Genomic DNA, 26,227 nt, shown 5'->3' with positions numbered 1-26,227 from the left:
CGGCGGTTCCGCGGCGCGGCGTCAGGCTAGGGCGACCAGCTCAAGGTAGTCGTCACTGAAGAGGTCCTCGTCGCCGTCGGGCAACAGGACGACGCGCTCGGGGTTCAGCGCGGCCACAGCGCCTTCATCGTGGCTGACCATCACGACGGCGCCCTCGAAGTTCGCCAGCGCGCTGAGGATCTCGGCGCGCGAGGCCGGGTCCAGGTTGTTGGTCGGCTCGTCGAGCAGCAGTACGTTCGCGCTCGAGGCCACGATGGTGGCCAAGGCCAGGCGCGTCTTCTCGCCGCCGGAGAGGACACCCGCCGGCTTCTCGACGTCGTCGCCGACGAAAAGGAACGATCCGAGGATCCCGCGGATGTCCGCGTCGCCCAGGTGACTCGGCGCCGAATTGCGCATGTTCTGCAGGACGCTGGCCTCGTGGTCGAGGGTCTCGTGCTCCTGGGCGTAGTAGCCGATCTTCAGCCCGTGGCCCGGCTGCAGTTCACCGGTGTCCGGCTGGGTGACGCCCGCCAGCATGCGCAGCAGGGTCGTCTTACCGGCACCGTTGAGGCCCAGGATGACGACCTTGGAGCCACGGTCGATCGCCAGGGAGACGTCGGTGAAGATCTCGAGGGATCCGTAGGACTTGCTCAGACCCTCGGCCATGAGCGGGGTCTTGCCGCACGGTGCCGGCGTCGGGAAACGCAGAGCGGCCACGCGGTCGACCTGGCGCACATCCTCGAGGCCGGCGAGCAGCTTCTCAGCACGCGCCGTCATCTGATGCGCAGCGGAGGCCTTCGATGCCTTGGCCCCGAAGCGCGCGGCGCGATCCTTGAGCTGGGAAGCCTTCTTCTCGGCAGTCGCACGCTCCTTGCGGCGGCGCTCTTCGTCCGCGACGCGCTGCTCCTGGTAGCGCCTCCAACCCATGTTGTAGAGGTCCACGGTCGCGCGCATGGCGTCGAGGTAGAGGACCTTGTTCACGGTCGCCTCGAGCAGATCGGTGTCGTGAGAGATCACGAGAAGCCCGCCCTGATGGTTCTTGAGGAACTCCCGAAGCCACGTGATCGAGTCCGCGTCGAGGTGGTTGGTCGGCTCGTCGAGCAGCAGCGTGTCCGCGTCGGAGTAGAGGATGCGGGCGAGCTCGACACGACGGCGCTGGCCGCCCGAGAGCGTCGAGAGCGGCTGGTTGAGAATCCGTTCGGGCAAGGCGAGGTTGTTCGAAATCGCCGCGGCCTCGGACTCGGCTGCGTAGCCGCCGCCGGCGATGAACTCCGCCTCGAGACGGTCGTAGCGGCGCATGGCCTTCTCGCGGACGGCGTCGTCCTCGCTGGCCATCTCGTCCTGGCAGCGGCGCAGCTTGCCGACGATCTCGTCGAGCCCCCGGGCTGAGAGGATGCGGTCGCGGGCGAGCTGCTCCATGTTCGGGGTGCGCGGGTCCTGCGGCAGGTAGCCGATCTTGCCGGATTGGGTCACCTCACCGCCGGCGGGCTGGCCTTCGCCGGCCAGTACACGCGTCATCGTCGTCTTGCCGGCGCCGTTGCGCCCGACCAGACCGATCTTGTCACCACTGTCGATACGGAAGGAGACACCTTCCATGAGCAGCCGGGCGCCGGCTCGCAATTCGAGGTCGGCTACGGAAATCACCGGCACATTCCTTTCGACGGGGACGTAGAATGACGGACATTCCAGTCTAGCCGTGCCAGGACGTGTACCATCATTGAACACCGTTCAATAAGGCATTCGAAGGACCGATCGTGACCAATCACACCACTGCCTCCGCGCAGCCGGCGCCCCGCACACTGGCGCGCCCGACAGCTCGCGACCTCGCCCTCGTGGCCGTCTTCGCTGCACTCGTCGCCGTACTGGCCCTCGTCCCGGCAGTACCCGTCGGGCCGCTGGGCGTGCCGATCACGCTCCAGACCCTGGGCGTAGCGCTGTGCGGACTAATCCTCGGCGGCTGGCGCGGCAGCTCGGCCGTCTTGCTGTATGTCGCCGTCGGACTCGCCGGGGTGCCCATTTTCGCGAAGTTCTCGGGTGGCCTCGGCGTCCTCGCGGGGCCATCGGCCGGCTACCTGCTCGCCTTCCCGCTGACCGCCCTACTGACCGGAGCCATCGCCACGTGGCTGTTGCGCCGGACGACACGGTTGCGCTTCCTGTGGCTCTTCGTCGCGGCCTTCGGATCCTCCGTGCTCCTGACCCACCCGCTGGGCATCCTCGGCATGAGCATCAACGCGGATCTGCCGCTGTCTCAGGCCTTCTTCTACGACCTGCCCTACTGGCCGGGTGACATCCTCAAGTCCCTCGTCGCCGCCGGCATCGCCGTGACGGTCTTCAAGGCGTTCCCGCGCCTCGCGCGTCGCGATTTCCGCTCCTGATCGGCTCCGTGGGTTACTGGAGACATGCACGAAACGACGATCCGCTTCGAAGCGGCCGAGCTCACGCTGGACGATGAGTCGGCGGCCGATCCCGACACGGGCGCTGTGCCACAGCGGACGGTCCTCTCCCCCGTCACCCTGACGCTGACCGAACGACGCGTCGCGGTCGTCGGGGCGAACGGATCCGGCAAATCAACGCTGCTGAAGATGATCAACGGGCTCGTCGCCCCGAGCGGAGGGCGCGTCCTCGTCAACGGGAACTGCACCACACGGGCGACCAAACGGGTCCGCCGCGACGTGGGCTTCCTCTTCACGGACCCGCTCGCCCAGCTCGTGATGCCCGTGGTCCTCGAAGACGTGGAACTCTCGCTCAAGGCGAGCGTCCCGCGCCGGGACGAACGCCGCCGTCGTGCGCTGGAGATCCTCCAGCGGCTGGGGCTTGAGCACCTGGCCCGTCGCAGCGTCTACGACCTCTCCGGCGGCGAACGGCAGCTCGTCGCGCTGGCGACCGTGCTGGCCGCCGGGCAGCGGATCCTCGTCGCCGACGAGCCGACGACCCTGCTGGACCTACGCAACAACGCGATGCTGCAGCGCACCTTCGACTCGCTCGAGCAGCAGATCGTCTACGCGACGCACGACCTCGACTTCGCCGCGCAGGCCGACCGCGTGATCGTCGTCGACCACGCGGACGTCGTGTTCGACGGCGCCCCCGACGAGGCGGTCGCCTCCTACCGCCGGCTCGCCCTGCGGGAGGCCTGAATGCGCGGCCGGATGATGACGCTCGGGCTCGCGATCCCGGGTCGCAGCCCCGTCCACCGGGCGCCCTTGTGGGCGAAGTACCTGCTGGTCGTCGCCGTCGCGGTGGGCGCGATCACGTGGCGTGAGGCGCCGGTCGCCCTCGGCCTGATCGGCCTGTCCGTGGTGCTGTACGCGGCGGCCGGGCGGCGGGTGCTGCGCCACTGGGCCGATCCGCTGCGTTACCTGTGGTGGATGTTCGCAATCCTCGGCGTGCACCAGTGGTGGCTGGCGACGTCGGATGGCGCCACTGGATTCGACGCGGTCGCGCGCGCTGTCGCCATCATAGGCGGCATGCTCGCGGCGCTCCAGGCCGCCCGCCTCCTCCTGCTGACCACCGAACTGACCGTGCTCATGGACGGGCTCGGCCGGGCGCTGCGCCCGCTCCGGCACGTCGGCATCGACCCCGAGGCGCTCTCGCTCGGCGTGAGCCTCATGCTGCGCAGCATTCCGGCCATCGCTGCCTCGGCCGTAGAGGTCGGCGACGCGGCACGGGCGCGCGGCATCGGCCGCAACCCGGTCGCGTTGGCGGGGCCCGTGGTCGTCTCGGCAATCGACTACGCCCATCGGACGGGCGATGCCCTCGCGGCCCGCGGTCTCCTCGACCGCGAATAAACGGAACCACGCGCCGGTCTCCGGACATCACACAGCATGAACACCAATCTGCCGCCGCCGGCGGCAACACCGACGGACGAGGCCCTCCTGCGACGGGCCCGAACCGGTGATGGCGACGCCTACGGCTTGCTCTTCGACCGCCACCACCAACGCATTTTCCGCCATGCACTGCGGTTCGTCGCAGCCGATCAGGCAGAGGATGTCGTCGCCATGACATTTTTGGAGACGTGGCGCCGCCGAAACGACGTGCCCGACGACGACGGACGGTTCCTGCCCTGGTTGATCGTCACGGCCAGCAACGTCGCCCGGAACTACACGAGGACCGAACGCCGCTACCGGAGATTCCTCGCCCGGCTGCCTCCGACGCCGCAGGAGCCTGACCCTGCCCTCGATGTGGCCCACCACGTCGATTCGCACCAGACATCTCGCGAACTCTCCACGGCATTCAAACAGCTGCCGCGCAAAGATCAGGCCGTGCTCACCTTGTGCGTCTTGGAAGAGCTCTCGACTGTCGAGGCCGGCCTTGCTCTAGGCATCCCCGTCGGCACCGTGAAATCCAGGTTGAGCAGGGCCAAACGCCGGCTTGCAGACAAAGTCCCTCACCTGCATCAGCACCTCCACTTCTCCCTCTAGGAGGAACCATGAAGACCCAGCAGAACATGAATCCCCAGCGCCGCGACGCCATGCGAGCGATGATCGTCGCTGAAGTCGATGCGGCCTCTCCCCACCCAAAGAAGACGCCACATACTCTCGTCCACGGTTTCGCCGCAGCCGTGCGCCGCAGGGAAGTTGTCGCCGGTGTGGCGGTCGCAGCAGTCGCCGCGGCCGCCTTCGTCGCAGTCGACCTCGTGCGACCGGCAGACTGGCACGGTACCGCGCCGGCGGCCGCCGCAGAAGTGCTGCATGCCGCGGCTGCGAACACAATCCGCACCGCCGATCCCGTTGTGGGGACCGGGCAGTACCTGAAGGTCCACACCGAGGACATGCACGCCGTGGACACAGGTGACGAGAATGGCGATGTCGCGTTCGGGCAGTTCTTCGAGACGTCGACGATCTATATTCCCGCTGATCACGACGGCGAATGGGTCCGCACGGGCAGCTCATCGCTGACCAATGGGTTCGGCATGATCGATCAGGACTACTTCGACGAGATCTTCGGCGACACTGCCGCCCAGGTCCACCCGGTCCAGCGCGGGACAGCCGCCCAGTTGCACGCCAGCACGGATGCGGATGTCGGCTTCGGCCCCTGGGGCGCCGACCCGGTCGCCTATATGGCCGAACTCCCCCGGGATCCCGAACGTCTCCTGGAACACATGAAGAAGACCACGGGCTACCAAGGCTCCGAAGCCGATCAGCATCGGCTCTTCAGCTTCGCCGCAGACGTATTGAACTCGCGCCTGCCGGACGCCTATCTCCGCGCAGCCGTCTACCAGACGCTGGCCCTCATGCCCCGGGTCGAGTTCGTCGACGAGCCCGCCGAAGGCGACGGCCGCAATGGCGCCATCATCCGCATCATCCGCGAAGACGGAGTAGTCGGAGAAGACCTGATCATCGACCGCGACAGCGGCATGCTTATCGGCACGCGGAGCGTCTACCTCGAAGACGCGGACCGGCTCGAGGCCGGGACGGTCGTCGGGACGACGACATCCACGATTGAGGTCGTCGACAGGGCACCCTGAGCCTTCCCGAACGCAGAAGAGCCCGGGCTCTTGATTCCGGCCAAGGGATGAACCCTCGGCGCGGATCAAGAGCCCAGGCTCTTTTCGCGCTGCGGACGATCGCGTCCTAGATGTTGAAGCCGAGGGCCCGCATCTGGTCGCGTCCGTCGTCGGTGATCCGCTCGGGACCCCACGGCGGCATCCACACCCAGTTGAGTCGGTGCGCATCCACCACGCTGTCCAAGGAGGAAGCGACCTGCTCCTCCAAGATGTCGGTCAGCGGGCAGGCGGCCGTCGTCAACGTCATGTCGATGATCAGCGTGCCTTCGTCGTCGTACTTCAGCCCGTAGAGCAGGCCGAGGTCGACGATGTTGACCCCGAGCTCGGGGTCGATGACGTCCTTGAGCGCCTCCTCGACATCTTCGAGGGACGCCTGCGTGTTGCCCTGGGTCGCCTCGCTCATGGTCAGGCCTTCACCAGGAAGCGGTCGTAGCCCTCTTCCTCGAGCTGGTCGGCCAGCTCCGGGCCGCCCTGCTCGGCGACGCGGCCGTCGACGAAGACATGCACGAAGTCAGGCTTGATGTAGCGCAGGATGCGGGTGTAGTGGGTGATGAGCAGGGTGCCCATCTCGTTGGCCTCGGACGCGCGGTTGACGCCCTCGGAAACGACCTTGAGCGCGTCGACGTCGAGACCGGAGTCGGTTTCGTCGAGGATGGCGAAGCGGGGCTTGAAGAGTTCCATCTGCAGGATCTCGACGCGCTTCTTCTCGCCGCCGGAGAAGCCCTCGTTGACGTTGCGGTTCGCGAAGTCGGCGTCGATCTTCAGGTTCGCCATGGCCGCCTTGACGTCCTTGGTCCAGTGGCGCAGGCTCGGTGCCTCGCCGTCGATCGCCGTCTTGGCGGTGCGCAGGAAGTTCGTCATCGTGACGCCCGGAACCTCGACCGGGTACTGCATGGCCAGGAACAGGCCGGCGCGGGCGCGCTCGTCGACGCTCATGTCGAGCACGTTCTCGCCGTCGAGCAGGATCTCGCCCGACGTGACGTTGTAGCGCGGGTGGCCGGCGACCGTGGACGCGAGCGTCGACTTGCCGGAGCCGTTCGGGCCCATGATGGCGTGCGTCTCGCCGGTGTTGATCGTCAGGGTCACGCCCTTGAGGATTTCCTTGGTGCCCTGCTCAGTGTCGATCGAGACGTGCAGGTCCTTGATTTCCAGAGTAGACATTGTGTCCGTATCTCTCCTGTAAGCCGCGGTTGGCGGCGTGGGTCTGTGAATTCTTGCGGCCTGCGGGGGCCTAGTTCTCGGTGGCTTCGAGCTCTTCTTCGACGTTGCCGTTGAGACGGTCCTCGAGCTCGGGCACGCCGATCTTCTGGATGATCTCGTTGAGGAAGCCGCGGACCACCAGTCGGCGCGCGGTCTTCTCGTCGATGCCGCGAGCCATCAGGTAGAACAGGTGCTCGTCGTCGAAACGGCCGGTGGTGCTGGCGTGGCCGGCACCCTCGATCTGGCCGGTCTCAATCTCGAGGTTCGGCACCGAGTCCGCACGCGCGCCGTCCGTGAGGACGAGGTTGCGGTTGGCCTCGTAGGAGTCCGTGCCCTCGGCGTTCTTGCGGATCAGCACGTCGCCGACCCACACCGTGTGCGCGTCCTTGCCCTGCAGCGCGCCCTTGTAGAGCACGTTGGAGGTGCAGCGCGGCTGGTTGTGGTCCACCAGCAGGCGGTGCTCGAGGTGCTGGCCGGCGTCTGCGTAGTACAGGCCGTACAGCTCGGCCTCGGCGCCCGGGGCGTCGAAGCGGGCGGACGGCGTCAGGCGCACGAGGTCGCCGCCGAAGCTCACGGCCACGTGCTTGTAGTACGCGTCCTTGCCGACCTTGGCTTGCTGGGCCGAGGCGTGGATGGCGTCGTCCTCCCACTCCTGGAGCGACACGAGCGTCAGCTTGGCGCCCTCCTTCACGTCGGCTTCCACGTTCTGCGCCAGCACGGCGGTCCCGACGTGGTCCAGCACGACGACGGCGCTCGAGTTCGCCTCGGCGATGATCACGAGGTGCTGCGCGGCAGCTTCCTTGGAGTCACCCGTGATCGTCAGGGTCGCCTGGGCGCCCTCGACTCCCGCCGGGATCGTCAGCACGGTAGCTTCCTTGGCGGCGTTCCAGGCATTCGCGGAGACGCGATCGTCCGGGACGCCAGCGGAGCCGACGCGCGCGTCATCCATGGCGACGGTCTCGAGGGCGAGACCCTCACCGCCGGTCAGGACGACGGCGGGCGCGTCACCGGCCGGTGCGTCCTTGTGCAGGCCGCCCAGACGCTTGAGCGGGGTGAAACGCCAGTCCTCCTCGCGGCCGGTCAGGGCCGGGAAGTCCGCCAGGTCGTAGCTGGTGGGGCGCTCGCCGCGCGACGCCTGCGGCACGCCTGCGGCGCCACCGTGGCTGTGGGCCTTCGACGCGGCGCCACCGAGCGGCGAGGCGTCCTCGTTCAGCGGGGAGAGGTTTTCGCCCTCCTCGGTGAATCCGGCGATCGACGGCGCGCCGATGCGAGCCTTGTCGCCGGAGAGAGTAGTTGCGGTATCAGTCATGATTAACCGACGGATCCTTCCATCTGCAGTTCAATGAGGCGGTTCAGCTCGAGCGCGTATTCCATCGGCAGCTCGCGGGCGATGGGCTCGATGAAACCGCGGACGATCATCGCCATGGCCTCGTCTTCGGCCATGCCGCGGGACATCAGGTAGAAGAGCTGCTCTTCGGAGACGCGCGAGACGGTGGCCTCGTGGCCCATCGTGACGTCGTCCTCGCGGACGTCGATGTACGGGTATGTGTCCGAGCGGGAGATCTGGTCGACCAGGAGGGCGTCGCAGACCACCGAGTTCTTAACCCCCTTGGCCCCTTCGCGCACCTGGACGAGGCCGCGGTAGGCCGAGCGGCCGCCGTTGCGGGCCACCGACTTCGCGACGATCGACGAGGACGTGTTCGGTGCGATGTGCACCATCTTGGAACCGGTGTCCTGGTGCTGCCCTTCGCCGGCGAAGGCGATCGACAGGGTCTCACCCTTGGCGTGCTCGCCAACGAGGTAGACGGCCGGGTACTTCATGGTGACCTTGGAGCCGATGTTGCCATCGACCCACTCCATGGTGGCTCCCTCTTCGCAGATGGCGCGCTTGGTCACGAGGTTGTACACGTTGTTCGACCAGTTCTGGATCGTCGTGTAGCGGACGCGTGCGCCCTTCTTCACGATGATCTCGACGACGGCCGAGTGCAGCGAGTCCGACTGGTAGATCGGGGCGGTGCAGCCCTCGATGTAGTGAACGTAGGAGTCCTCGTCGGCGATGATCAGCGTGCGCTCGAACTGGCCCATGTTCTCCGTGTTGATACGGAAGTAGGCCTGCAGCGGGATCTCGACGTGCACGCCCTTGGGCACGTACACGAACGAGCCGCCCGACCAGACGGCCGTGTTGAGCGAGCCGAACTTGTTGTCGCCGACCGGGATGACCGAGCCGAAGTACTCCTGGAAGACCTCCGGGTATTCCTTGAGGCCGGTGTCGGTGTCCAGGAAGATGACGCCCTGGGCTTCGAGGTCCTCGCGCAGCTGGTGATAGACGACCTCGGACTCGTACTGTGCTGCCACACCGGAGACGAGGCGCTGCTTCTCTGCCTCGGGGATGCCCAGCTTGTCGTACGTGTTCTTGATGTCCTCGGGCAGGTCCTCCCACGAGGTTGCCTGCTTTTCGGTGGAACGCACGAAGTACTTGATGTTGTCGAAGTCGATGCCCGAGAGGTCAGCGCCCCACGTCGGCATCGGCTTGCGCTCGAAGTACTTCAAGCCCTTCAGGCGCAGGTTCAGCATCCACTCCGGCTCGTCCTTCTTGGCCGAGATGTCGCGGACGACGGCCTCGTCGAGGCCGCGCTTCGCGTTGGCGCCGGCGTCGTTCTTGTCCGACCAGCCGTACTCGTAGTTTCCGATCCCTTGGAGCTCCGGATTCTTCTCCAGGATCTCATTGATCACGCCGGGATCGGCGTTCTCCTGTGCAATCTGATCCGTCATCGCGGCCTCTCCTGCTTGTTGATCTTGATTCGAGTTCTCTTCTCAGCACGCTGAGGTGTCATGTGGCGTCCGACGGGAACGTGCGTGGTGCACACGTGCCCTCCGCCGGCGAGCGTCGACAGTCGGCGAACGTCCACGCCGAGCAGTCGGGCGAAGGTCTTGGTTTCCTCTTCGCAGAAGTCCGGGAACTCCGCGGCAAGGCCCTGGATCGGGCAGTGCCCTTGGCAGAGCTGGACGCTCTGCATCGCTTCGGGAAGGTTTGCACCGACCTCGCGGGTGTATCCGACGAACCCGTCCTCGGCCAGCGCTTTCGCGAGGGCGTCTGCCCGGGCGGTGACGTCGTCACCTGCCGCGTCGACCAGGGGCTGATAGCGGCGCTCCATGGCGCCGAAGCGGCGGGCGGCGAACGTGTGGATAGCCTCGGGACCGACGGCCTCGGCGAGCTCCGTGAGAGCCTCCGTGGCGATGTCGAGATAGTCGTTGCCGAGCTTCGTCTGGCCGCGCTGGCTCAGGACGTAGCGGCGGGCCGGTCGGCCCGCCCCCGCGCTCTGACTGGCGGTTAGCTTGACTTCGACGAGACCCTGCTTGCTGAGGGTGTCAAGGTGGCGGCGGACGGCTGCGGGCGTGAATCCGAGCGACTCGCCCAACTCCGCGGCGCTGACCGGCCCCTGTTTCAGGACGGCCTGCAGAACGCGGTCGCGGGTCCGCTCTTCGTTTTCGGGCGCCCCGGTATCGTGGGGCCGCGCCCCACCGTCATCGGGAGTCGTCAACTGAGCTGAATACACAACACAATCATGACCTATTGCGGGGCAACTCGCTAGGAAGGCGACCCTTAGCTGAGACTCGCTTCGGCATGATCTGTGCCACGGTCACACCTTTTGTGGCCGACTTTACCGCAGCCCGCCGTCGGGCGGAACCTCTACGTCACGTAGAATGCTCTGGTGCACTCGCCAGCCCCCGCCCTCGTCGTCGACGCCCTCCGTAAGGACTTCGGCCCAGTCACCGCGCTCGATGGCCGCATGGTCCGCGTCCTGCACGGTGTCTCCCTCTGCGCCGATCACGGCTCCGTGACAACCATCCTCGGCACCAACGGAGCGGGAAAATCGACGACGCTCGGTTGCGCGCAGGGCCTGCTGCGCCCGGACGGCGGCTCCGTTTCGCTGCTTGGACACAATCCCTTCACGGCCTCCCCGGACCTGCGCTCACGCGTCGGCGTCATGCTCCAGGACGGCGGCCTCCCGCCATCGGTGCGCCCGATCCCTCTGCTCAAACACGTCGCCGGCATGTACCGACACCCGGCAGACGTCGACGCCCTGGTCGCCCGGCTCGGCATCGACACCTTCGCGGCAACATCGATCCGCCGCCTCTCCGGTGGCCAGAAGCAACGCGTCGCCCTCGCGGCGGCCCTCGTCGGGCGGCCCGAGATCGTCTTCCTCGACGAGCCCAGCGCCGGCCTCGACCCACAGTCCCGCCAGGTCGTGTTCGACCTCATCTCGGAGCTGCGCCACGCCGGACTCGCGATCGTGCTCACGACCCATCTTATGGACGACGCCCAACGGCTCTCCGACTACGTCTACATCATCGACGAGGGCCGCAACGTCGCCGAGGGCACCGTCGAAGAGCTGACCGCCCACGCCGAAACGGAGTCCCGCGTCCTCGAGATCTCGACGACGGCGGAGCTCGACGCCGCAGCCCTGCACGGCTCCACGGGGCTGGTCCTGACCCGCGAATCGGCTGGCCACTATCGCGTCACCGGCGTGCACACCGCGACCCACCTCGCCGCTGCGGCCAGCTGGCTCGCAGCGGCCGACGTGCTGCCCACCGCCCTGAGCATGCAGCCGCGCAGCCTCGAGGACGTGTTCCTCGATCTGGCATCCGCCAAGGAGCAGCCCGATGCCTGAAACGACCCTCGCTCCCGGCACCGCGAATGCCGCTTCCGTTGCCCAACGCGTCCTGCGGCACGGCCGCTACGAGACGATGCTCATGCTGCGCAACGGCGAACAACTCGTCCTGGCCGTGGTGCTGCCACTGCTGGCCCTCGTGGCCCTCACCTTCGTCGACCTGCTCGACGGCGTCGCCCCCTCCCGGATCGACGCCGCCGCACCGGGAGTGCTGGCGCTGTGCGTCATGTCGACGGCATTCACGGGCCAGGGCATCGCCACGGGCTTCGACCGCCGCTACGGGGTCCTGACGTTCCTGTCGACGACGCCGCTCGGCCGGGTCGGGCTCATCTTCGGCAAGGCCCTCGCAGTGCTGGCTGTCCTGGTCGTGCAGATCGTCGTCGTCGGCGGCACCGCCGTCGCCATGGGCTGGCGGCCCAACCTCGTCGGCGCCGCGATCGCCGTCGGCCTCCTGCTCGCGGGCGCAGCCGCATTCACGTCCCTGGGTCTGCTCATCGCGGGAACCGTCCGCCCCGAGGCGACTCTCGCGATCACCAACCTCGCCTGGATTCTGCTCGCCGCGGCCGGCGGCATCGTCATCCCGGGCAGCCACCTTCCCGCCTTCCTGGGCAACATCGTCCAGGTCCTCCCCTCGGCCGCGCTCGGCGACGCCATGCGCGCCGCGCTCATCGACGGCACCCTCGCGACGGGCGCCGTCGTCGTACTACTCGCGTGGGCGGCCGTCGCCGGCACCGCGGCCACCCGCTGGTTCAAATGGACGTAAGTTCGATCGGAGTCACATCATGAGTTCCACCGCCTCCACCTGGACAGACCGCCTGTCCACCTGGGCTGAGCGCCTGCCGACCCGCGTGGGCAGGGGTGTGCACGCACTCGCCATCGCCTCGCTCGCCTCCCAGATCGGGATCATCGTCACGGGCGGCGCGGTGCGGCTCACGGAGTCCGGACTGGGCTGCTCCGAGTGGCCCAACTGCATGCCCGGCTCCATGACCCCCACTCCGGAAATGGGCATCCACGGGGTGATCGAGTTCGGAAACCGCGTCCTGACGTTCGTGCTCGCAGCCATCGCCGTCGCCATGATCGTCTCCCTCTGGAACATGCGCCGGAGCCATCCGACGCTGTTCCGCCTGGCTCTCGGCCTGCTCGGCGTCATCCCCGCGCAGGCGTTCATCGGCGGCATCACCGTGTGGACCGACCTGAACCCGTGGGTCGTGGGCCTGCATTTCCTCGTCTCCGCGACCGTCGTCGGATTCGCAACGCTGCTGGTGAACCGCACGCACATGCGCCGACACGGTCAGGAGCGCCTCGCTCCCCTCTCCCCGCCCGCGGGGCTCGCGGCGCTGGGCTGGGCAATCCTGGCCTCCGCCGCGGCCGCGCTCGTCCTGGGGACGATCGTCACGGGCACCGGCCCGCACGCAGGCGACTCCGAAGCACCGCGCCACGCGTTCGACCCGGAGATCGTCACCCGCCTGCACACCGCGCCCGTCTACGTTCTGCTTGCCGCGACCCTCGCCGCCGTCGTGCTGGTCCTGCGTCGCCTGCCGGGGACGGACGCGCCGTTGCAGGGGCTGCGCCGCGGCCTCCTGCTGCTCGTACTCGTCCTGGTGGCGCAGGGAGGCATCGGCTACTGGCAGCACTTCACGGGCCTGCCGATCGGCCTGGTCCTGGTGCACATGCTCGGATCCGCGCTCCTCGCCGCGGCCGCCGCGAATGTCTGGGATCGGGCGACAGGCCGCTTCCCCCTCTAAGCGCGCCGCGCTCGACCGCGCTAGGATCGGGCCGAGCACCTCCGACGCAGCGGCTCCGGCCGCCACGCGTCGCGTCCCGCGAATAGGAAGTAAGCAATGAGTCAAAACACGTGCCGGATCCGCCCAGCCGAGCCGCGCGACGTCCCCGTCCTGCTGGCCCTGATCACCGAGCTGGCCGAATACGAACGCGAGCCCGACGCCGTGCGGAATACCGGCGCCCTGCTGCACGAGCACCTCTTCGGGCCCGATCCCAAGGTCTTCGCCCATGTCGCCGAGGAGACCCCGACGGACGACGACGGCGCCTCCGCCGGCGATCCGGCCGTCGTCGGAATGGCGATCTGGTTCCTGAACTACTCCACGTGGGAGGGCGTGCACGGTATCCACCTCGAGGACCTCTACGTCCGGCCGTCCGCGCGGAAGAACGGGCACGGCAAGGCCCTTCTGGCCACGCTGGCGCAGCTCGCCGTCGAGCGGGACTACGCGCGCCTTGAATGGGCCGTGCTGGACTGGAACGAGCTCGCGATCGGCTTCTACGACGCGATCGGCGCCGACTCGATGAGTGGCTGGACCACGCGCCGACTCCACGGCGAGGCGCTCACCGCGGTTGCTGCGCACGCGCCGAAGGCCCTCGCAGAAGAACCCTCGGAATGAGCCTCCAGACGAGCGCGCACCACGTCGCCGCCGTCCACAGCTATCGCGGACTGCGCGCGACCGAGCACTACTTCGACGTCCCGCTCGATCACGCCGACCCGTCCGGCGAACAGATCAGGATCTTCGCCCGGGAAGTCGTCGCGAACGACGTCGAGAATTCCGCTGCACTGCCCTGGCTCCTCTTCCTGCAGGGCGGGCCGGGTGGCGCCGGTCCCCGCGTCACCTCGCTCTCGGGTTGGATCGGCGAGGCCGCGAAGTCATTCCGCGTCCTGTTGCTGGACCAGCGCGGCACCGGCCTGAGCGCCCCCGTCAGTCGCCAGAGCCTGCCGCTGCGCGGCGGCGTCACGGCCCAGACCGAGTACCTGCGGCACTTCCGCGCGGATTCGATCGTCCGCGACGCCGAGGCGATGCGTCGGGCCCTGGGCGTTGAGCGCTGGACGACGCTGGGCCAGAGCTACGGCGGCTTCATCACGCTCTCGTACCTGTCACTGGCCCCCGAGGGCCTGGAACGCTGCCTCGTGACCGGCGGCCTGGCCGCGCTGACCGGCCACGCCGATCGCGTCTACCGGCACACATACGCCCGCATGGCGGCCCGCAATGCCGAGTACTTCGGCTGGTACCCCGAGGACCGGGCAACGATCGACCGCGTCTTCGCGCACGTCGACTCAGTCGCCGAAACTCTCCCCGACGGGCGGCCCGTCACGCGCGGCCTCGTCCAGATGCTCGGGCAATATTTCGGTGGCAACTCGCGTGTCCACCAGCTGCACTTCGCCCTCGAGCAGGCCTTCGTCGAGACCGTCGACGGCCCGCGGCTCTCCGACGCCTTCCTCAGCACCCTCCAGGCCCAGGCCTCCCGCCTGGTGAACCCGCTCTACGCGCTCATGCACGAGTCGATCTACGGGCAGTCCGGCCACGGGCGGAACGACGACGGTACGGTCGCCAAGTCGTGGGCCGCTGAGCGGGTTGTGCACGAGTTCGCAGACTTCCTGCCCACGGCAGGACACCCGCTGCTGACCGGCGAGATGGTCTACCCGTGGTTCTTCTCCGAGGACCCGGCACTCGCTCCCCTGCGGGAGGTCGCCGAAGAAGTCGCCGGAATCGAGGACTGGCCGGACCTGTACGACCTCGACGTCCTGGCCACCAACACGGTGCCGGTCGCCGCCGCCGTCTACACCGACGATGTCTACGTGGACCGGGACCTCAGCCTCGAAACCGCCTCGCGCGTGCGCGGACTGCGCGTCTGGGAGACCGACGAATTCCACCACGACGGAATCGCGGACGACGGCGCGGGAATCTTCGCGCGCCTGCTGTCCATGACGACGCCGGAACCACGCGAAGGAGACACCCCGTGAGCCTGCACATCACCGGAGATCCCGAAGCCGACGACCTGCTGGACCGCGACCCGCTGGCGCTACTGATTGGTGTGCTCCTGCACCACAACTAGCTTAGCCATCCACCAATCGCAGTGCAGCGACGCGTTACCTAAAACTGGCACTAGCGAAATTGATATTCGACCGTCCGCCCCAAACGAGACCTTCATCATATTTCATTGAGGGGAAATGAAATTCTATGAGAGACGCACTGCCGACTCTGCAAGACGTGAAGCGACTAGTCTTTAGACAGCAGAGAAAAAAGAATCTTATACCAGAGCACGCCGCCCTAACAAACCACTTTAATACTGCCATCATCAAACTTCGAGAATCAGCCGAGCTCGCAACGGCATCCCAAAAACCTCTGATAGAAAAAGAACTCCGCGCAAAAATAGAAGAAAAGAGAGAAGCAGAGAACGCTTTCCTACTAAAGCTCGCAGAGCAGCTTGAGGACTACATTATTGGCCAACCTGATCGCATAAGGCTAAAGAAACATAGCAGTGTTGGACGCCAGATAACTACCCTGAACAAGGGTAAGTCAATCCAAGCCGTGTTCGATAGGTACTGCGCGATGAGGCTCGCAGACTCATTTCGAATTCGCACGGTTGGCCGAGATCAAATCATTCGCACACTCATTGACGCGCTGGAAATGGCACGAGGCCCAAAAAACGATCAGCCTGCCAGGCGGGCCATTATTCGCTTCGATATTCGAGAATTTTATGCGTCGATCCCACATCATCTCCTACTCGATAAGATTGAATCTCACGCAGGAATACCAAGCTACGTAAACAAACATGTCCGCTCGATCCTGGGGGCATATAATCGCGTATACGAAGTAGACCAAGGAGTGCCTCAAGGAGTTCCTTCATCTGCGGTTCTATCCGAGATTTTTCTCGAGAATTTCGATGCGCGTCTCAAACGAGATACCTCAGTCGCCGTCTATCTCAGATATGTTGACGACGTCCTTATTATTTGCGACGCAGCCAACGCAGATCATATTGAAACCACCGTCCGGAGCGAACTTCTGTCGCTAGGGCTCGAAATCAACAGTAGTAAATTCACGTCTGTAACCCACCCAAGCAATATCCCGACTTTCATCGAATACCTAGGTTATAGTTTTCGATTCTCGAAGGAACAATCGCAACTCGAGTCGATCGATATTGACAATAAAAAATCGACGCGCCTCCGGACGGCTCTTGACAGGCTAGAAAAATATGCTGACTCAGTGGACTGCTGGGCAAGTCCGAAGGCGGTGGATTTCTACTTTTTGCTGTTCGAGTACCTGCTTATGCCACATGCTTCGGAGTCGGACGGGGACTCACTACGCATCGTCACAGGCTTGGCATATAACGCAAGATTCGCACGTGGAAGACATACCCTACAGCCCAACCTTACTGGTTTCATCAACACGGCGAGAAGTTATACTGAAACGCGTTTCGCAAGATTTCGTAGCTCCAGTGGTTCTCCCCACGTATGTCCCTGTTGCAAGCAAATAGTCCACAGAAATCAAGACATGACAGAATTTGCGGAGAAATTTCTAAGCACGAAACAAATTTTTCACTCTGTCGCTCTTCCGCATAAATCGGATGAGGACAGAGCTGCGGCAAGGAGAGTCCTGTGGAACTAAAAAATAGCAAAACATCACCCCTACGCGCGCTTCTCACAGAATGCCTACCCTACGAACTTCCACTGGAGGTTAGCTCAAAATGGCTCTACGACTGGATAGATGCTAGATCTTCCCGTGTTGACTCGAAGGGAATACACTTCCGCCCGCGGGACACAAGCGATCTCCTCGTCCTTGCACTACTTAGCTCTAAGAACTCAACAGATCTAACGACGCTACTACCGACACATGCGTCGAAAAATAGTTCACCTCGCGTTGTAGTCGATTCACCACTGCTGTTCAAAGTCCCCGATTGGCGTGCGCCCGCGTCCTTTATTGTAAGGCGCGATCGGCTCAGGACGCGCGAACTAGATATATTGGCCCTCTCTTCACAAGTTTCGATCGCATACTTGTATTACACACGAAAAGATGCGCTGCTCTACTATGCAAATGCGGATTCGAGTTCCCTGCGTCACCCTTTGAAAGTTAATTCGTACGGAAAGAATCTCAATAGTCAGTTTATAGTCCCAAGGACAGATCCAATAATCTCTGTTGAAACAGCTGGACGCACCCTAGGTACATATAATTCCTATTTTGTCTACGCGGACCATGCATTTGTGGGTCAGTTTTATGACTCGAGTAAATGGCAGGCTCTGGAAGCACACTGGCGGTTCATGAGGCGGCTCGATGTCACAAACTGCTTTAGGAGTATCTACACTCATTCTTTTGCATGGAGCACGGGTACCGACTCCCTGAGCAAATTGCACCTTAGGAAATCAAGGTCGTATAATGACTACTTGGATCTAGGTCGCACTTTTGACAAGGTGATGCAATCATGCAATTGGGGCGAGACTCACGGAATCTGTATCGGCCCCGAGGCATCTCGAGTTTTCGCAGAGATTATTTTCCAGTCACTCGATCAGAAAATAAAGTCTCGCCTACGGGAGTACGGCTTAAAACAGTCCTCATTCGAGATTCTCCGCTATGTCGATGACTACTTCTTGTTCGCATCGGATATGTCCGATATTGACACAGTCTCTCATGCTGTTTCGGAAGTGCTAACGGAGCACCGATTTGCAATCAACGAGACAAAAACACGTGACTACGTTACGCCTTTCACAACTGAGATTTCGGCACGGAAAGCCCGGCTCAAGTTATTCTTGAAGTCTTCTCTTCCATTTGAGGGTTCCTTGCCAGACTACGATTCCAGGGACATTGGTATTGAGCTCAAGTCGCTCCTGATCGGCAGTGAAAATGATGCGGCTACTATTGGCACGTCGCTGTCTCACATTGAGAGGCGGTTAAGGAAGTTCATTGGTAAGCGAACTGTCCGTATCGAGTCATACGATGAGGCGCTTGAGCTCCAAAACTACTCATGGGACTTCGCCCACAGCATGCTCAACCAATACCTGTCTCACCCATCGGTATCGTCGGCCATGAAAATTGTGAGAATTCTTAGAATCTTCTCATTTTTCTCTTCTTACTGCTCACGACTAACCGAGCGCGAACAAAATCTATTGAAAATCCGCGCCAACGAGAATTTGAGATTTTCGATTCAGAAATCTATTCATCGGCTTAGTGAATCAGCGAACTCAGAAATCGAGCTCTGTCATTTCCTGTCACTTGCGACGGCCAGTTCTGTAAAGTACTCATCTAGTTCACGTTCTGCCGCAAGTTTGATCACTAAACTGGAGTCTACTTCCATTAGCCGCAATAACGCTAAATCCAACCAAGCGCCGCTGCTGCTACACCTGAGTGCGATGAAGTTCTTCCTCCAGCTCGACGGTTCTGACGAAGAAACCAGAACAAGAATAATCAATAGGTCTATTCAGATCGCGGAGAGTATCCTTTCGGATAGCTACATCCCATATAATGTAATAAAGAGTCATGCCTCGCAGGAGTTGTACATTCTAGCCATTGCTACATGTCCATTCCTGGACGTAGAGGAACGGCTTAGAATTCTCAATCAACCATGGCTCCGCCAGCTAATCTCGGACTGGTTCCTACCTGGAGCGAAGCCGGCCGCGGTCACACGCTTTCTCCGAAGGCTTCTCATTGACGCTGTGACTGAAGGCACTGCAATACAGCCCTATTCGTGGACTGGCGATGATTTCGACAGCTCACTTTACGAGAAGGAGGCTCAGTTCATATACTAGGACTTGACCCTCAGCTAGCGTCTTCGTTAGCTGAGCATCGGGCGGCACCCGCTGAGGAGTCTGACTCCTGGAACACACAATGATACCGGGCTTCGGCCTGCGCTGGTGGTGGTTGTTGGACGGTCCCTACGCGATGCGACCACCACCGGCGGTTTCATCATGTGGCACCACCGGACGACGATGGAGTCTGCGTTCGCCGACCCCGTCGGGACGCTCGACCCGGGGTGCTCGCTGTTCTGAAGGCTGGCGAGTTCGTCTAGATTTTCCGGACCAGTCCGGCCCGAACAGCAGTCCCCACTCATGCTCCTGCTATGTGAAGTCTCAACACATCGTGGACACGTCCCTGCCGTGCAGCCCCTCCGAGACACAACCGTTCACGATGTCCTGAGACATCATGCTCCTGCTACACCTTCGCTTGTGGTGAGCCGGCCAAGGTTGAGAACCTATGGACTGAGGGCGACCCCGACGGCAAGCAGATCCTGAAGCGGCTCAAGGCACTGCCCGGATTCGGCGACCAGGAGGCCCGGATCTTCCTGGCCCTGCTCGGCAAGCAGCGCGGCCTGACGGCGACGGGCTGGCAGGAGGCCGCCGGCGCCTACGGCGCGGACGGGGCCGACATGTCGGTCGCGGACATCGTCGACGACGCCTCGCTGCAGCGGGTGCGCCAGAACAAGAAGGCCATGAAGGCAGCGGCCAAGGCCGTCAAGAAGTAGACGCCAGACGCGACGAAAGCCGTGTGGCCACCTTGGACAGGGCGGCCACACGGCTTTCGCGTTGCCAGCGGCTACTTCTCGTCCGCGTTGGCCTGCTCGGCCTCCTCGGCTTCCTTGACGGCCTTGGCTTCCTGAGCGATGGTCGCGGCTTCGCGGCCCTTCTTGGACAGCAGCGAGGCTGCGGTGGCGATGACGATTGTCGACAGGATGACGACCAGCGACAGGTTCGTCGAGATGTCCGGGACCCACTCGATGTTCTCCCCGTTGTTCACGAACGGCAGCTCGTTGTGGTTCAGCGCGTGGAAGATGAGCTTCACGCCGATGAACGCGAGGATGAACGAGAGCCCGTGCTTGAGGTAGATCAGCCGGTCCATCAATCCACCCAGCAGGAAGTACAGCTGGCGCAGACCCATCAGGGCGAAGATGTTGGCGGTGAAGACGATGAACGCGCTCTGGGTCAGGCCGAAGATCGCGGGGATGGAGTCGATCGCGAACATCAGGTCGGTCATGCCGATCGTGATGAAGACCATGACCATGGGCGTGAACATCTTGCGGCCGTCGACCGTGGTGCGCAGCTTGTTGCCGTCGTAGCTGTCGCTGATGGGGAGTTTGCGGGTCAGGCGCGCCACCAGGCCGTTGTTGGCTCCGGCTTCCTCATCCTCGCCCTGATCCTTGAGCTGGTGCCAGGCGGTCCAGAGCAGGAAGATGCCGAAAAGGTAGAACACCCAGGTGAAGTGTTCGATGACGGTGGCGCCGATGAGGATGAAGATGCCGCGCAGGATCAGAGCGATGATGATGCCGAACATCAGCACCTCCTGCTGGTACTTCCGCGGCACGGAGAAGCGCGCCATGATGATGATGAAGACGAAGAGGTTGTCGACGCTCAGGCTGTACTCGGTGACCCAGCCGGCGACGAATTGCTTGCCGTAGTCAGGGCCCGCCTGCCAGTACATGAGGCCGGCGAAGACGAGGGCCAGGGTCACGTAGAAACCGACCCAGAGGCCAGCTTCCTTCATGGAGGGTTCGTGGGGGCGCTTGACCACGTAGAGGAGGTCGAAGAGCAGGATGAGGCCGAGGACCGTCAGCGAGACGACTTCGAAGCCTAAGGTCAGCTGATCTGACACAGACTACCTTTCGTAGGGCGACCGCCATGGCGGCCGCTGCAGGGACAACACAGTGCCGCAAGTCTCTCCGCCGCCCACGACCGGCCACCGCATCCGCGGCGGCGTCGACAGGATCGGCCATTGCGCCCGGCTGATCACGACCCTTCCGGGCCGAGCGCCTTCGTTGGCAGGTCAGCGTGTTGACGTTCGCAATGTTCGGGATACTCCCCTACGTGCGCTCAATTCTATCCCATGATTCCCACGAGACGCATCGCGCACCCTAGGCGTGGCCCGCCTCCTTCATCTGGCGCAGCTCCTTCTTGAGGTCGCTCAGCTCGTCACGCAGGCGCGCCGCGAGCTCGAACTGGAGGTCCGCTGCGGCGGCGTGCATCTGTTCGGTCATCTGCGCGATGAGCTCGCCGAGGTCCTCCGCGGGGGCCGCCGCCAGCTTCCGTTTGCCCGGCTCGATACTGCGCTGGGAATCGGTCTTGGTCGCGTTGATACCGCGCTTGCCCTTGCCGTAATCGAACTCCTCGAGCAACGCCTTGGTATCGGCGACCTCGCGAGCCAGCTGATCGGTGATGTCCGCGATTCTCTTGCGCAGCGGCTGCGGGTCGACGCCTCGCTCTTTGTTGTGGGCGACCTGGATTTCACGACGTCGGTCAGTCTCATCGATCGCCTTGCGCATCGAATCCGTGATCCGGTCGGCGTACATGTGCACCTGGCCGTTGACGTTACGGGCGGCGCGGCCAATCGTCTGAATCAGCGAGGTACCCGAACGCAGGAAACCCTCCTTGTCGGCGTCGAGAATGGCGACGAGGGAGACCTCCGGCAGGTCGAGCCCCTCGCGCAGCAGGTTAATGCCGACCAGGACGTCGAAGGTCCCCATGCGAAGCTCGCGCAGCAGCTCGACTCGGCGGAGCGTGTCGACGTCGGAGTGCAGGTATTCGACCTTCACCCCGTGTTCGGTCAGATACCCGGTGAGGTCCTCGGCCATGCGCTTCGTCAGCGTCGTGACGAGAATGCGCTCGTCGCGCTCGGTACGCTCGCGGATCTCCCCCAGGAGGTCGTCGATCTGGCCCTTCGTCGGCTTGACCTTGATCTCGGGGTCGACCAGCCCTGTCGGCCGGATGATCTGTTCCACGACACCCGAGGACTGCCCCAGCTCGAACTTGCCCGGGGTCGCCGAGAGGTAGACGGTCTGGCCGATGCGCTCGAGGAACTCGTCCCACTTCAGCGGCCGGTTGTCCATGGCGGACGGCAGCCGGAAACCGTGCTCGACGAGCGTGCGCTTGCGCGACATGTCGCCCTCGTACATGGCACCGATCTGCGGAATCGTCACGTGCGACTCGTCAACCACGAGCAGGAAGTCGTCCGGGAAGTAGTCCAGGAGGCAGTGCGGAGCGGACCCGCCGGCTCGGCCGTCGATATGGCGCGAATAGTTCTCGATGCCGTTGCAGAAGCCCATCTGCTGCATCATCTCGAGGTCGTAGGTCGTACGCATTCGCAGCCGCTGGGCCTCGACGAGCTTGTTCTGCCCCTCCAGCTCCTCGAGTCGAACCCGGAGCTCGTCTTCGATCTGCGTGATGGCGCGGTTCATTCGCTCGGGACCGGCCACATAGTGGCTGGCCGGGAACACGTACATCTCGTCTTCTTCTCGGACGATCTCGCCCGTCAGCGGGTGCAGTGTGTAGATGTTCTCGATCTCGTCACCGAAGAACTCGATGCGGACGGCCAGTTCCTCATAGACCGGGATGATCTCGACCGTGTCGCCCCGTACGCGGAAGGTGCCGCGCTGGAAATCCATGTCGTTGCGCGCGTACTGCATGTTCACGAAGTGCCGGAGCATGTCGTCCCGGTTCATCTCCATGCCCTTCTTCAGGGTCACCATCCCGGAGACGTATTCCTCTGGTGTGCCGAGACCGTAGATGCAGGAGACCGTCGCGACGACGATGACGTCCCGTCGCGTCAGCAGCGCGTTCGTCGCGGAGTGGCGCAGCCGTTCGACCTCTTCGTTGACGGAGGAGTCCTTCTCGATGAAGGTATCCGTCTGCGGGACGTACGCCTCCGGCTGGTAGTAGTCGTAGTAGGAGACGAAGTATTCGACGGCGTTGTTCGGGAGCAGCTCGCGGAACTCGTTCGCCAATTGCGCGGCCAGCGTTTTGTTCTGAACCATGACGAGCGTGGGGCGTTGGAGCTGTTCGACGAGCCACGCCGTCGTCGCCGACTTGCCGGTTCCGGTGGCGCCGAGGAGCACGACGTCCTTCTCACCGGCGTTGATGCGCTCGGTCAGTTCGGCGATGGCCGTCGGCTGGTCCCCGGCCGGCTCAAACTCGCTGACGACCTCGAACGGGGCGACGACGCGTTGGATGTCGTGGGCAAGGCTCATGCCCCTAGGCTACCCCTAGCCGGTGCCCGAGACACCCGATGCCTCGAACTTTTCTTCGAAGGCGAAATCGCCTACGGACGACGACGGCCCCGCCTGCCCAGCAGCCCGGGGAACAACGGCCCCGCGTCGATCCTGCCCAGGATGGCCATGACGAGCTGCTGGGCGAAGATCACGCCCGCCACGGCAGCCACGGCCACCGCCGAAAACCCGAGCCACGCGCCCACCGCGACGGAGGCCCCGTACGGCTCGCCCGCGACGAAGTCCGCACGCCCGCCGAACCCGAGCCAGACAAGGAGCCAGCCGGCCAAGAGCGCGGCCGCGACGAGGAACAGGCGCCGTACCCATTTCATGCCCGCCCCGAATTCGAAGGGCACTGCCCCGCCTGCCCGACTCACGCCGGGTCTCCCGTCAACTCGCGCCACACGGTCCGGACGGCCCGGATCAGATCCTCGCGCGTCGAGTCGTTGCGCAACACCACGTCGGCGACGGCCGCGCGCTCGTCGTCGGTCGCCTGCGCGTCGATGCGCGCCCGCGCGTCGGCCTCAGTCATCCCGCGGTCGGACGCCATGCGGCGCACGCGCTCCTCGATGGGCGCCTGCACGACGATCACGACGTCGAATCGCTCGGCCTGCCCCGTCTCGACGAGCAGGGGGATGTCCTGCACGACGACGGCCCGGCCGCCGTCCGCGGCCGCGATCGCCTCGCGTCGCAACCGGGTGGCCTCCGACCGCACACGCGGGTGGATGATCCCGTTGAGCCGCTCCCTGGCGTCGGCGTCACCGAAGACCAGTTGGCCGACGGCCGCCCGGTCCATCTCTCCAGCTGCGGTCAAGACGCTCTCGCCGAAGGCGGAAACCACCTCGGCCAGCCCCTCACTGCCGGGCGCGACGACCTGCCGGGCCAGCGCGTCCGCGTCGATCACGGTCGCCCCGAGTGCGGCCAGCTCGGCGGCGGCCGTCGACTTGCCCGAGGCGATGCCGCCGGTGAGGCCGACATCGATCACGTGCTCGCGCTGCTCAGTCATGCCCTCTACCCTACCGAGCGTCCAGTGCCCGCCGCCCGGTAGGCTGGCCGGGTGAATCAGAGCGAGACGAGAGCCACCGGCTACACCACGATCGGGGCCGACGTAGTGCACGAGCTCGAGATCAAACGCTCGCGCTTCATCACCTATCTGCGCCGCGTCGAGAGCGAGGCCGCCGCGCGTGAACTGGTCGCGGAACTGCGCAAGTCCCACTTCGACGCGCGCCACCACTGCACCGCGTTCGTCCTGGGCGCCGACCGGGACGTGCAGCGCAGCAACGACGACGGCGAGCCCTCGGGCACTGCCGGCGCACCGATGCTCGAGGCACTCACGCGACGTGAGACGCACGACGGAGACTCTGACCTCTCCGACGTCGTCGCCGTCGTCGTCCGCTACTTCGGCGGGGTCCTGCTGGGTGCCGGCGGCCTCGTGCGCGCCTACTCCGAGTCGGTCTCGGCCGGGCTCGACCGGGCGCGTCTGGTGCGCCGGCAACGAATGCGGCTGTACGACGTCGTCGCGGACATGACCATCGCTCCGCGCCTTGAGAACGATCTGCGCACGTCGGGCCACCAGGTGCTCGGCGTCGATTACGCTCCCGGCGACGACGGTCAGGTGCAGGCCAGCGTGCGCGTCGCCCTGGCCGACGCCGCTGACGCCGAGGACGCATTCTCCGCGTATCTGGCCTCCCATACTGCCGGTGCCGCCTCGTGGCGCCGCGGGGCGACCGAGTGGGTCGACCTGTGAGCGGGCAGGATCGGGCACCGCTCTTCGCAGCTCTGCGTCGCTGGCCGGATGTCGAGGCCGACAACCTCCAGGCCCACGATTCCGCCGACGACCTCCTGCTGGACATCGCCACCACGACTCTCGCCGACGCCGCCACCCTCCGCGGCGAGGAGGTCGCCGTGATCGGCGACCGGTATGGCGCACTGACGCTCGGCCTCGCCGCCGCCGGCGTCACCGGCCACAGGGTGCACACTGACCCGCTGGCTTCCCAGTTGGCGATCGACGCCAATGCCCAGCGGCTGGGGCTGTCGGACACTTTCCGGCACATCCAGCCTTCGGCCGATGGGAGCCTCGAATCCCTAGGCAGGGACCTGCTCGACGGAATCCGTCTGGTCGTGATGCAGTTGCCGCGTTCCCTCGACGAGCTGCGCGACTGGGCCCGGCTCGTCGCCACCTTCGCGGACGACGACGTGACCCTCCTGGCCGGCGGTCGCGTCAAGCACATGAGCCGCAGCATGAACGACGTGCTCGGCGAGTCGTTCTCGTCCGTCGATGCCTCCCTCGCCCGGCGCAAAGCCCGCGCCTTGACGGCCTCCGGCGCCGTGCGGCCCGCACCCGGCCCGCCGGTCCCGGACACCGCAAGCTACGACGTCGGGCTGAACCGCGAACTGATTCTGACGGCCACCGGCGGCACCTTCGGCGGTGCCAAACTGGACCCGGGAACGCGGCTACTCCTGCCTGCGCTGGCGCAGGCACGCACCGCTGACCTCGCCATTGATCTGGGGTGCGGCAACGGAACCCTGGCGGCCTTCCTGGCGGTCTCCCGCCCGGCCTTGAAGGTCCTGGCGTGCGATCAGTCGGCGGCTGCCATTCTGTCGACGCGGTCGACCGCCGCCGCCAATGGAGTTGCCGATCGCGTCAGCGCGGTCCGCGACGACGCGCTCAGCGGGCAACCGGAGGGCAGTGCGGACCTGATCGTCCTGAACCCGCCGTTCCATATGGGGAACACGGTGCATGCGGGCATCGCTCTCAAGCTCTTCGCGGACGCCGGCCGCGTCTTGGCCGATGGTGGCGAACTCTGGTGCGTTTGGAACTCCCACCTGCGTTATCGGGGACAATTGGAACGACTCGTCGGCCCGACCCGTCAGGTCGACCGAGATCCCAGGTTCACGGTCACGGTCTCGCGGCGGACACGCCACTGATCATGAGCAGACGGGAACCAGCCGCTGTTCAAGGTCCGGCCAGGGAATCCTGATCCGCACGGCCGGTGTCAGGGACTTCGCGGCGAGAGCGTCGGTGGCGATGATCCCCTCCGGCGAGATCCCGACGATCGTCAGATCTGAAGCCATCCACGAACCGCCGGCATCGGACTCCGACGACGTCGCGGACAACCGCCAC

At 64.6% G+C, this 26,227-nt stretch carries 25 protein-coding genes and 1 pseudogene; 15 read left to right on the top strand and 11 right to left on the bottom strand.

Annotated features, from left to right (window positions below; translation table 11 throughout):
* Positions 1-21: 21 nt before the first annotated feature.
* On the bottom strand, positions 22-1,623 hold the full coding sequence (locus EV380_RS04010) for an ABC-F family ATP-binding cassette domain-containing protein (protein ID WP_130449515.1): 1,602 nt from the start codon (positions 1,621-1,623) through the stop codon (positions 22-24).
* Positions 1,624-1,733: 110 nt separating this feature from the next.
* Between EV380_RS04010 and EV380_RS04005 the strand changes: the two genes are divergently transcribed.
* From EV380_RS04005 to EV380_RS03985, 5 genes are read left to right on the top strand one after another with little or no spacing between them, the layout of a single operon-like run.
* Positions 1,734-2,354 (top strand): biotin transporter BioY, encoded by a 621-nt coding sequence (locus tag EV380_RS04005; RefSeq protein ID WP_130449513.1) that lies wholly within the window; start codon positions 1,734-1,736, stop codon positions 2,352-2,354.
* Between the two features lie 24 nt (positions 2,355-2,378).
* Complete coding sequence (locus tag EV380_RS04000) at positions 2,379-3,113, top strand: energy-coupling factor ABC transporter ATP-binding protein (protein WP_130449511.1); 735 nt, start codon at positions 2,379-2,381, stop codon at positions 3,111-3,113.
* Positions 3,114-3,764 carry a CbiQ family ECF transporter T component gene (locus EV380_RS03995; RefSeq protein WP_130449509.1) on the top strand — a complete coding sequence of 217 codons (651 nt, stop codon included), beginning with the start codon at positions 3,114-3,116 and terminating at the stop codon, positions 3,762-3,764. It begins immediately after the preceding gene.
* A 36-nt stretch (positions 3,765-3,800) separates the two neighbouring features.
* A complete protein-coding gene (locus EV380_RS03990) occupies positions 3,801-4,397 on the top strand; it encodes an RNA polymerase sigma factor (protein WP_130449507.1) in 597 nt (198 codons plus the stop codon).
* An 8-nt stretch (positions 4,398-4,405) separates the two neighbouring features.
* Entirely contained in the window at positions 4,406-5,443 is a 1,038-nt protein-coding gene (locus EV380_RS03985; protein WP_130449505.1) for a CU044_5270 family protein, read from the top strand.
* Between the two features lie 106 nt (positions 5,444-5,549).
* Here the strand turns inward: EV380_RS03985 and EV380_RS03980 are convergent, their stop codons facing one another.
* The 5 genes from EV380_RS03980 to EV380_RS03960 all read right to left on the bottom strand — a co-directional run bounded on the left by EV380_RS03980 (position 5,550) and on the right by EV380_RS03960 (position 10,224).
* Positions 5,550-5,885, bottom strand: coding sequence for a metal-sulfur cluster assembly factor (locus tag EV380_RS03980; protein ID WP_102157507.1), 336 nt, complete (start codon positions 5,883-5,885; stop codon positions 5,550-5,552).
* A 2-nt stretch (positions 5,886-5,887) separates the two neighbouring features.
* Complete coding sequence (gene sufC / locus EV380_RS03975) at positions 5,888-6,643, bottom strand: Fe-S cluster assembly ATPase SufC (protein ID WP_130449503.1); 756 nt, start codon at positions 6,641-6,643, stop codon at positions 5,888-5,890.
* A 70-nt stretch (positions 6,644-6,713) separates the two neighbouring features.
* On the bottom strand, positions 6,714-7,991 hold the full coding sequence (sufD, locus tag EV380_RS03970) for a Fe-S cluster assembly protein SufD (protein WP_130449502.1): 1,278 nt from the start codon (positions 7,989-7,991) through the stop codon (positions 6,714-6,716).
* Between the two features lie 2 nt (positions 7,992-7,993).
* Positions 7,994-9,454 carry a Fe-S cluster assembly protein SufB gene (sufB, locus tag EV380_RS03965; RefSeq protein WP_130449500.1) on the bottom strand — a complete coding sequence of 487 codons (1,461 nt, stop codon included), beginning with the start codon at positions 9,452-9,454 and terminating at the stop codon, positions 7,994-7,996.
* Positions 9,451-10,224: a helix-turn-helix transcriptional regulator gene (locus EV380_RS03960; RefSeq protein WP_207219305.1), complete on the bottom strand. Its 774-nt coding sequence runs from the start codon at positions 10,222-10,224 to the stop codon at positions 9,451-9,453. Before EV380_RS03960 ends, sufB begins: the two co-directional genes overlap by 4 nt.
* Positions 10,225-10,395: 171 nt before the next feature.
* Here EV380_RS03960 and EV380_RS03955 point away from each other — a divergent pair, with 171 nt between their 5' ends.
* The 8 genes and pseudogenes from EV380_RS03955 to EV380_RS03915 all read left to right on the top strand — a co-directional run.
* Complete coding sequence (locus EV380_RS03955) at positions 10,396-11,355, top strand: ABC transporter ATP-binding protein (protein WP_130449496.1); 960 nt, start codon at positions 10,396-10,398, stop codon at positions 11,353-11,355.
* Positions 11,348-12,118 carry an ABC transporter permease gene (locus EV380_RS03950; protein ID WP_102157501.1) on the top strand — a complete coding sequence of 257 codons (771 nt, stop codon included), beginning with the start codon at positions 11,348-11,350 and terminating at the stop codon, positions 12,116-12,118. The genes EV380_RS03955 and EV380_RS03950 overlap by 8 nt, the downstream gene beginning before the upstream one ends.
* A gap of 19 nt (positions 12,119-12,137) precedes the next feature.
* Positions 12,138-13,100: a COX15/CtaA family protein gene (locus EV380_RS03945; protein ID WP_130449494.1), complete on the top strand. Its 963-nt coding sequence runs from the start codon at positions 12,138-12,140 to the stop codon at positions 13,098-13,100.
* Between the two features lie 96 nt (positions 13,101-13,196).
* A complete protein-coding gene (locus tag EV380_RS03940; protein WP_130449492.1) occupies positions 13,197-13,751 on the top strand; it encodes a GNAT family N-acetyltransferase in 555 nt (184 codons plus the stop codon).
* On the top strand, positions 13,748-15,103 hold the full coding sequence (locus tag EV380_RS03935) for an alpha/beta fold hydrolase (RefSeq protein ID WP_130449490.1): 1,356 nt from the start codon (positions 13,748-13,750) through the stop codon (positions 15,101-15,103). Before EV380_RS03940 ends, EV380_RS03935 begins: the two co-directional genes overlap by 4 nt.
* A 217-nt stretch (positions 15,104-15,320) precedes the next feature.
* Positions 15,321-16,748: an RNA-directed DNA polymerase gene (locus EV380_RS03925; RefSeq protein ID WP_130449488.1), complete on the top strand. Its 1,428-nt coding sequence runs from the start codon at positions 15,321-15,323 to the stop codon at positions 16,746-16,748.
* Positions 16,739-18,880 carry an RNA-directed DNA polymerase gene (locus EV380_RS03920; protein ID WP_130449487.1) on the top strand — a complete coding sequence of 714 codons (2,142 nt, stop codon included), beginning with the start codon at positions 16,739-16,741 and terminating at the stop codon, positions 18,878-18,880. The genes EV380_RS03925 and EV380_RS03920 overlap by 10 nt, the downstream gene beginning before the upstream one ends.
* A gap of 443 nt (positions 18,881-19,323) precedes the next feature.
* Positions 19,324-19,593: pseudogene (locus tag EV380_RS03915) on the top strand (HhH-GDP family DNA glycosylase); the annotation flags it as partial.
* Positions 19,594-19,664: 71 nt separating this feature from the next.
* Here EV380_RS03915 and EV380_RS03910 read toward each other — a convergent pair.
* The 4 genes from EV380_RS03910 to coaE all read right to left on the bottom strand — a co-directional run bounded on the left by EV380_RS03910 (position 19,665) and on the right by coaE (position 24,109).
* The gene (locus tag EV380_RS03910) at positions 19,665-20,717 is read right to left on the bottom strand and encodes a TerC family protein (protein ID WP_130449485.1); all 1,053 of its coding nucleotides are present in this window, start codon (positions 20,715-20,717) and stop codon (positions 19,665-19,667) included.
* Between the two features lie 259 nt (positions 20,718-20,976).
* The gene (gene uvrB, locus EV380_RS03905) at positions 20,977-23,085 is read right to left on the bottom strand and encodes an excinuclease ABC subunit UvrB (RefSeq protein ID WP_130449483.1); all 2,109 of its coding nucleotides are present in this window, start codon (positions 23,083-23,085) and stop codon (positions 20,977-20,979) included.
* A gap of 71 nt (positions 23,086-23,156) precedes the next feature.
* Complete coding sequence (locus tag EV380_RS03900) at positions 23,157-23,459, bottom strand: hypothetical protein (RefSeq protein WP_207219301.1); 303 nt, start codon at positions 23,457-23,459, stop codon at positions 23,157-23,159.
* Positions 23,460-23,476: 17 nt separating this feature from the next.
* A complete protein-coding gene (gene coaE, locus EV380_RS03895; RefSeq protein WP_102157494.1) occupies positions 23,477-24,109 on the bottom strand; it encodes a dephospho-CoA kinase in 633 nt (210 codons plus the stop codon).
* Positions 24,110-24,160: 51 nt separating this feature from the next.
* Here coaE and EV380_RS03890 point away from each other — a divergent pair, with 51 nt between their 5' ends.
* A complete protein-coding gene (locus EV380_RS03890) occupies positions 24,161-24,850 on the top strand; it encodes a YigZ family protein (RefSeq protein WP_130449479.1) in 690 nt (229 codons plus the stop codon).
* Positions 24,847-26,031 (top strand): class I SAM-dependent methyltransferase, encoded by a 1,185-nt coding sequence (locus EV380_RS03885; protein WP_130449477.1) that lies wholly within the window; start codon positions 24,847-24,849, stop codon positions 26,029-26,031. The genes EV380_RS03890 and EV380_RS03885 overlap by 4 nt, the downstream gene beginning before the upstream one ends.
* Here EV380_RS03885 and EV380_RS16545 read toward each other — a convergent pair whose 3' ends face one another.
* The gene (locus EV380_RS16545; RefSeq protein ID WP_165391881.1) at positions 26,032-26,178 is read right to left on the bottom strand and encodes a hypothetical protein; all 147 of its coding nucleotides are present in this window, start codon (positions 26,176-26,178) and stop codon (positions 26,032-26,034) included.
* Between the last annotated feature and the right edge of the window lie 49 nt (positions 26,179-26,227).

The organism is Zhihengliuella halotolerans, assembly GCF_004217565.1.
Classification (GTDB): domain Bacteria; phylum Actinomycetota; class Actinomycetes; order Actinomycetales; family Micrococcaceae; genus Zhihengliuella; species Zhihengliuella halotolerans.
This window is presented reverse-complemented; position numbering and strand designations above follow the sequence as displayed.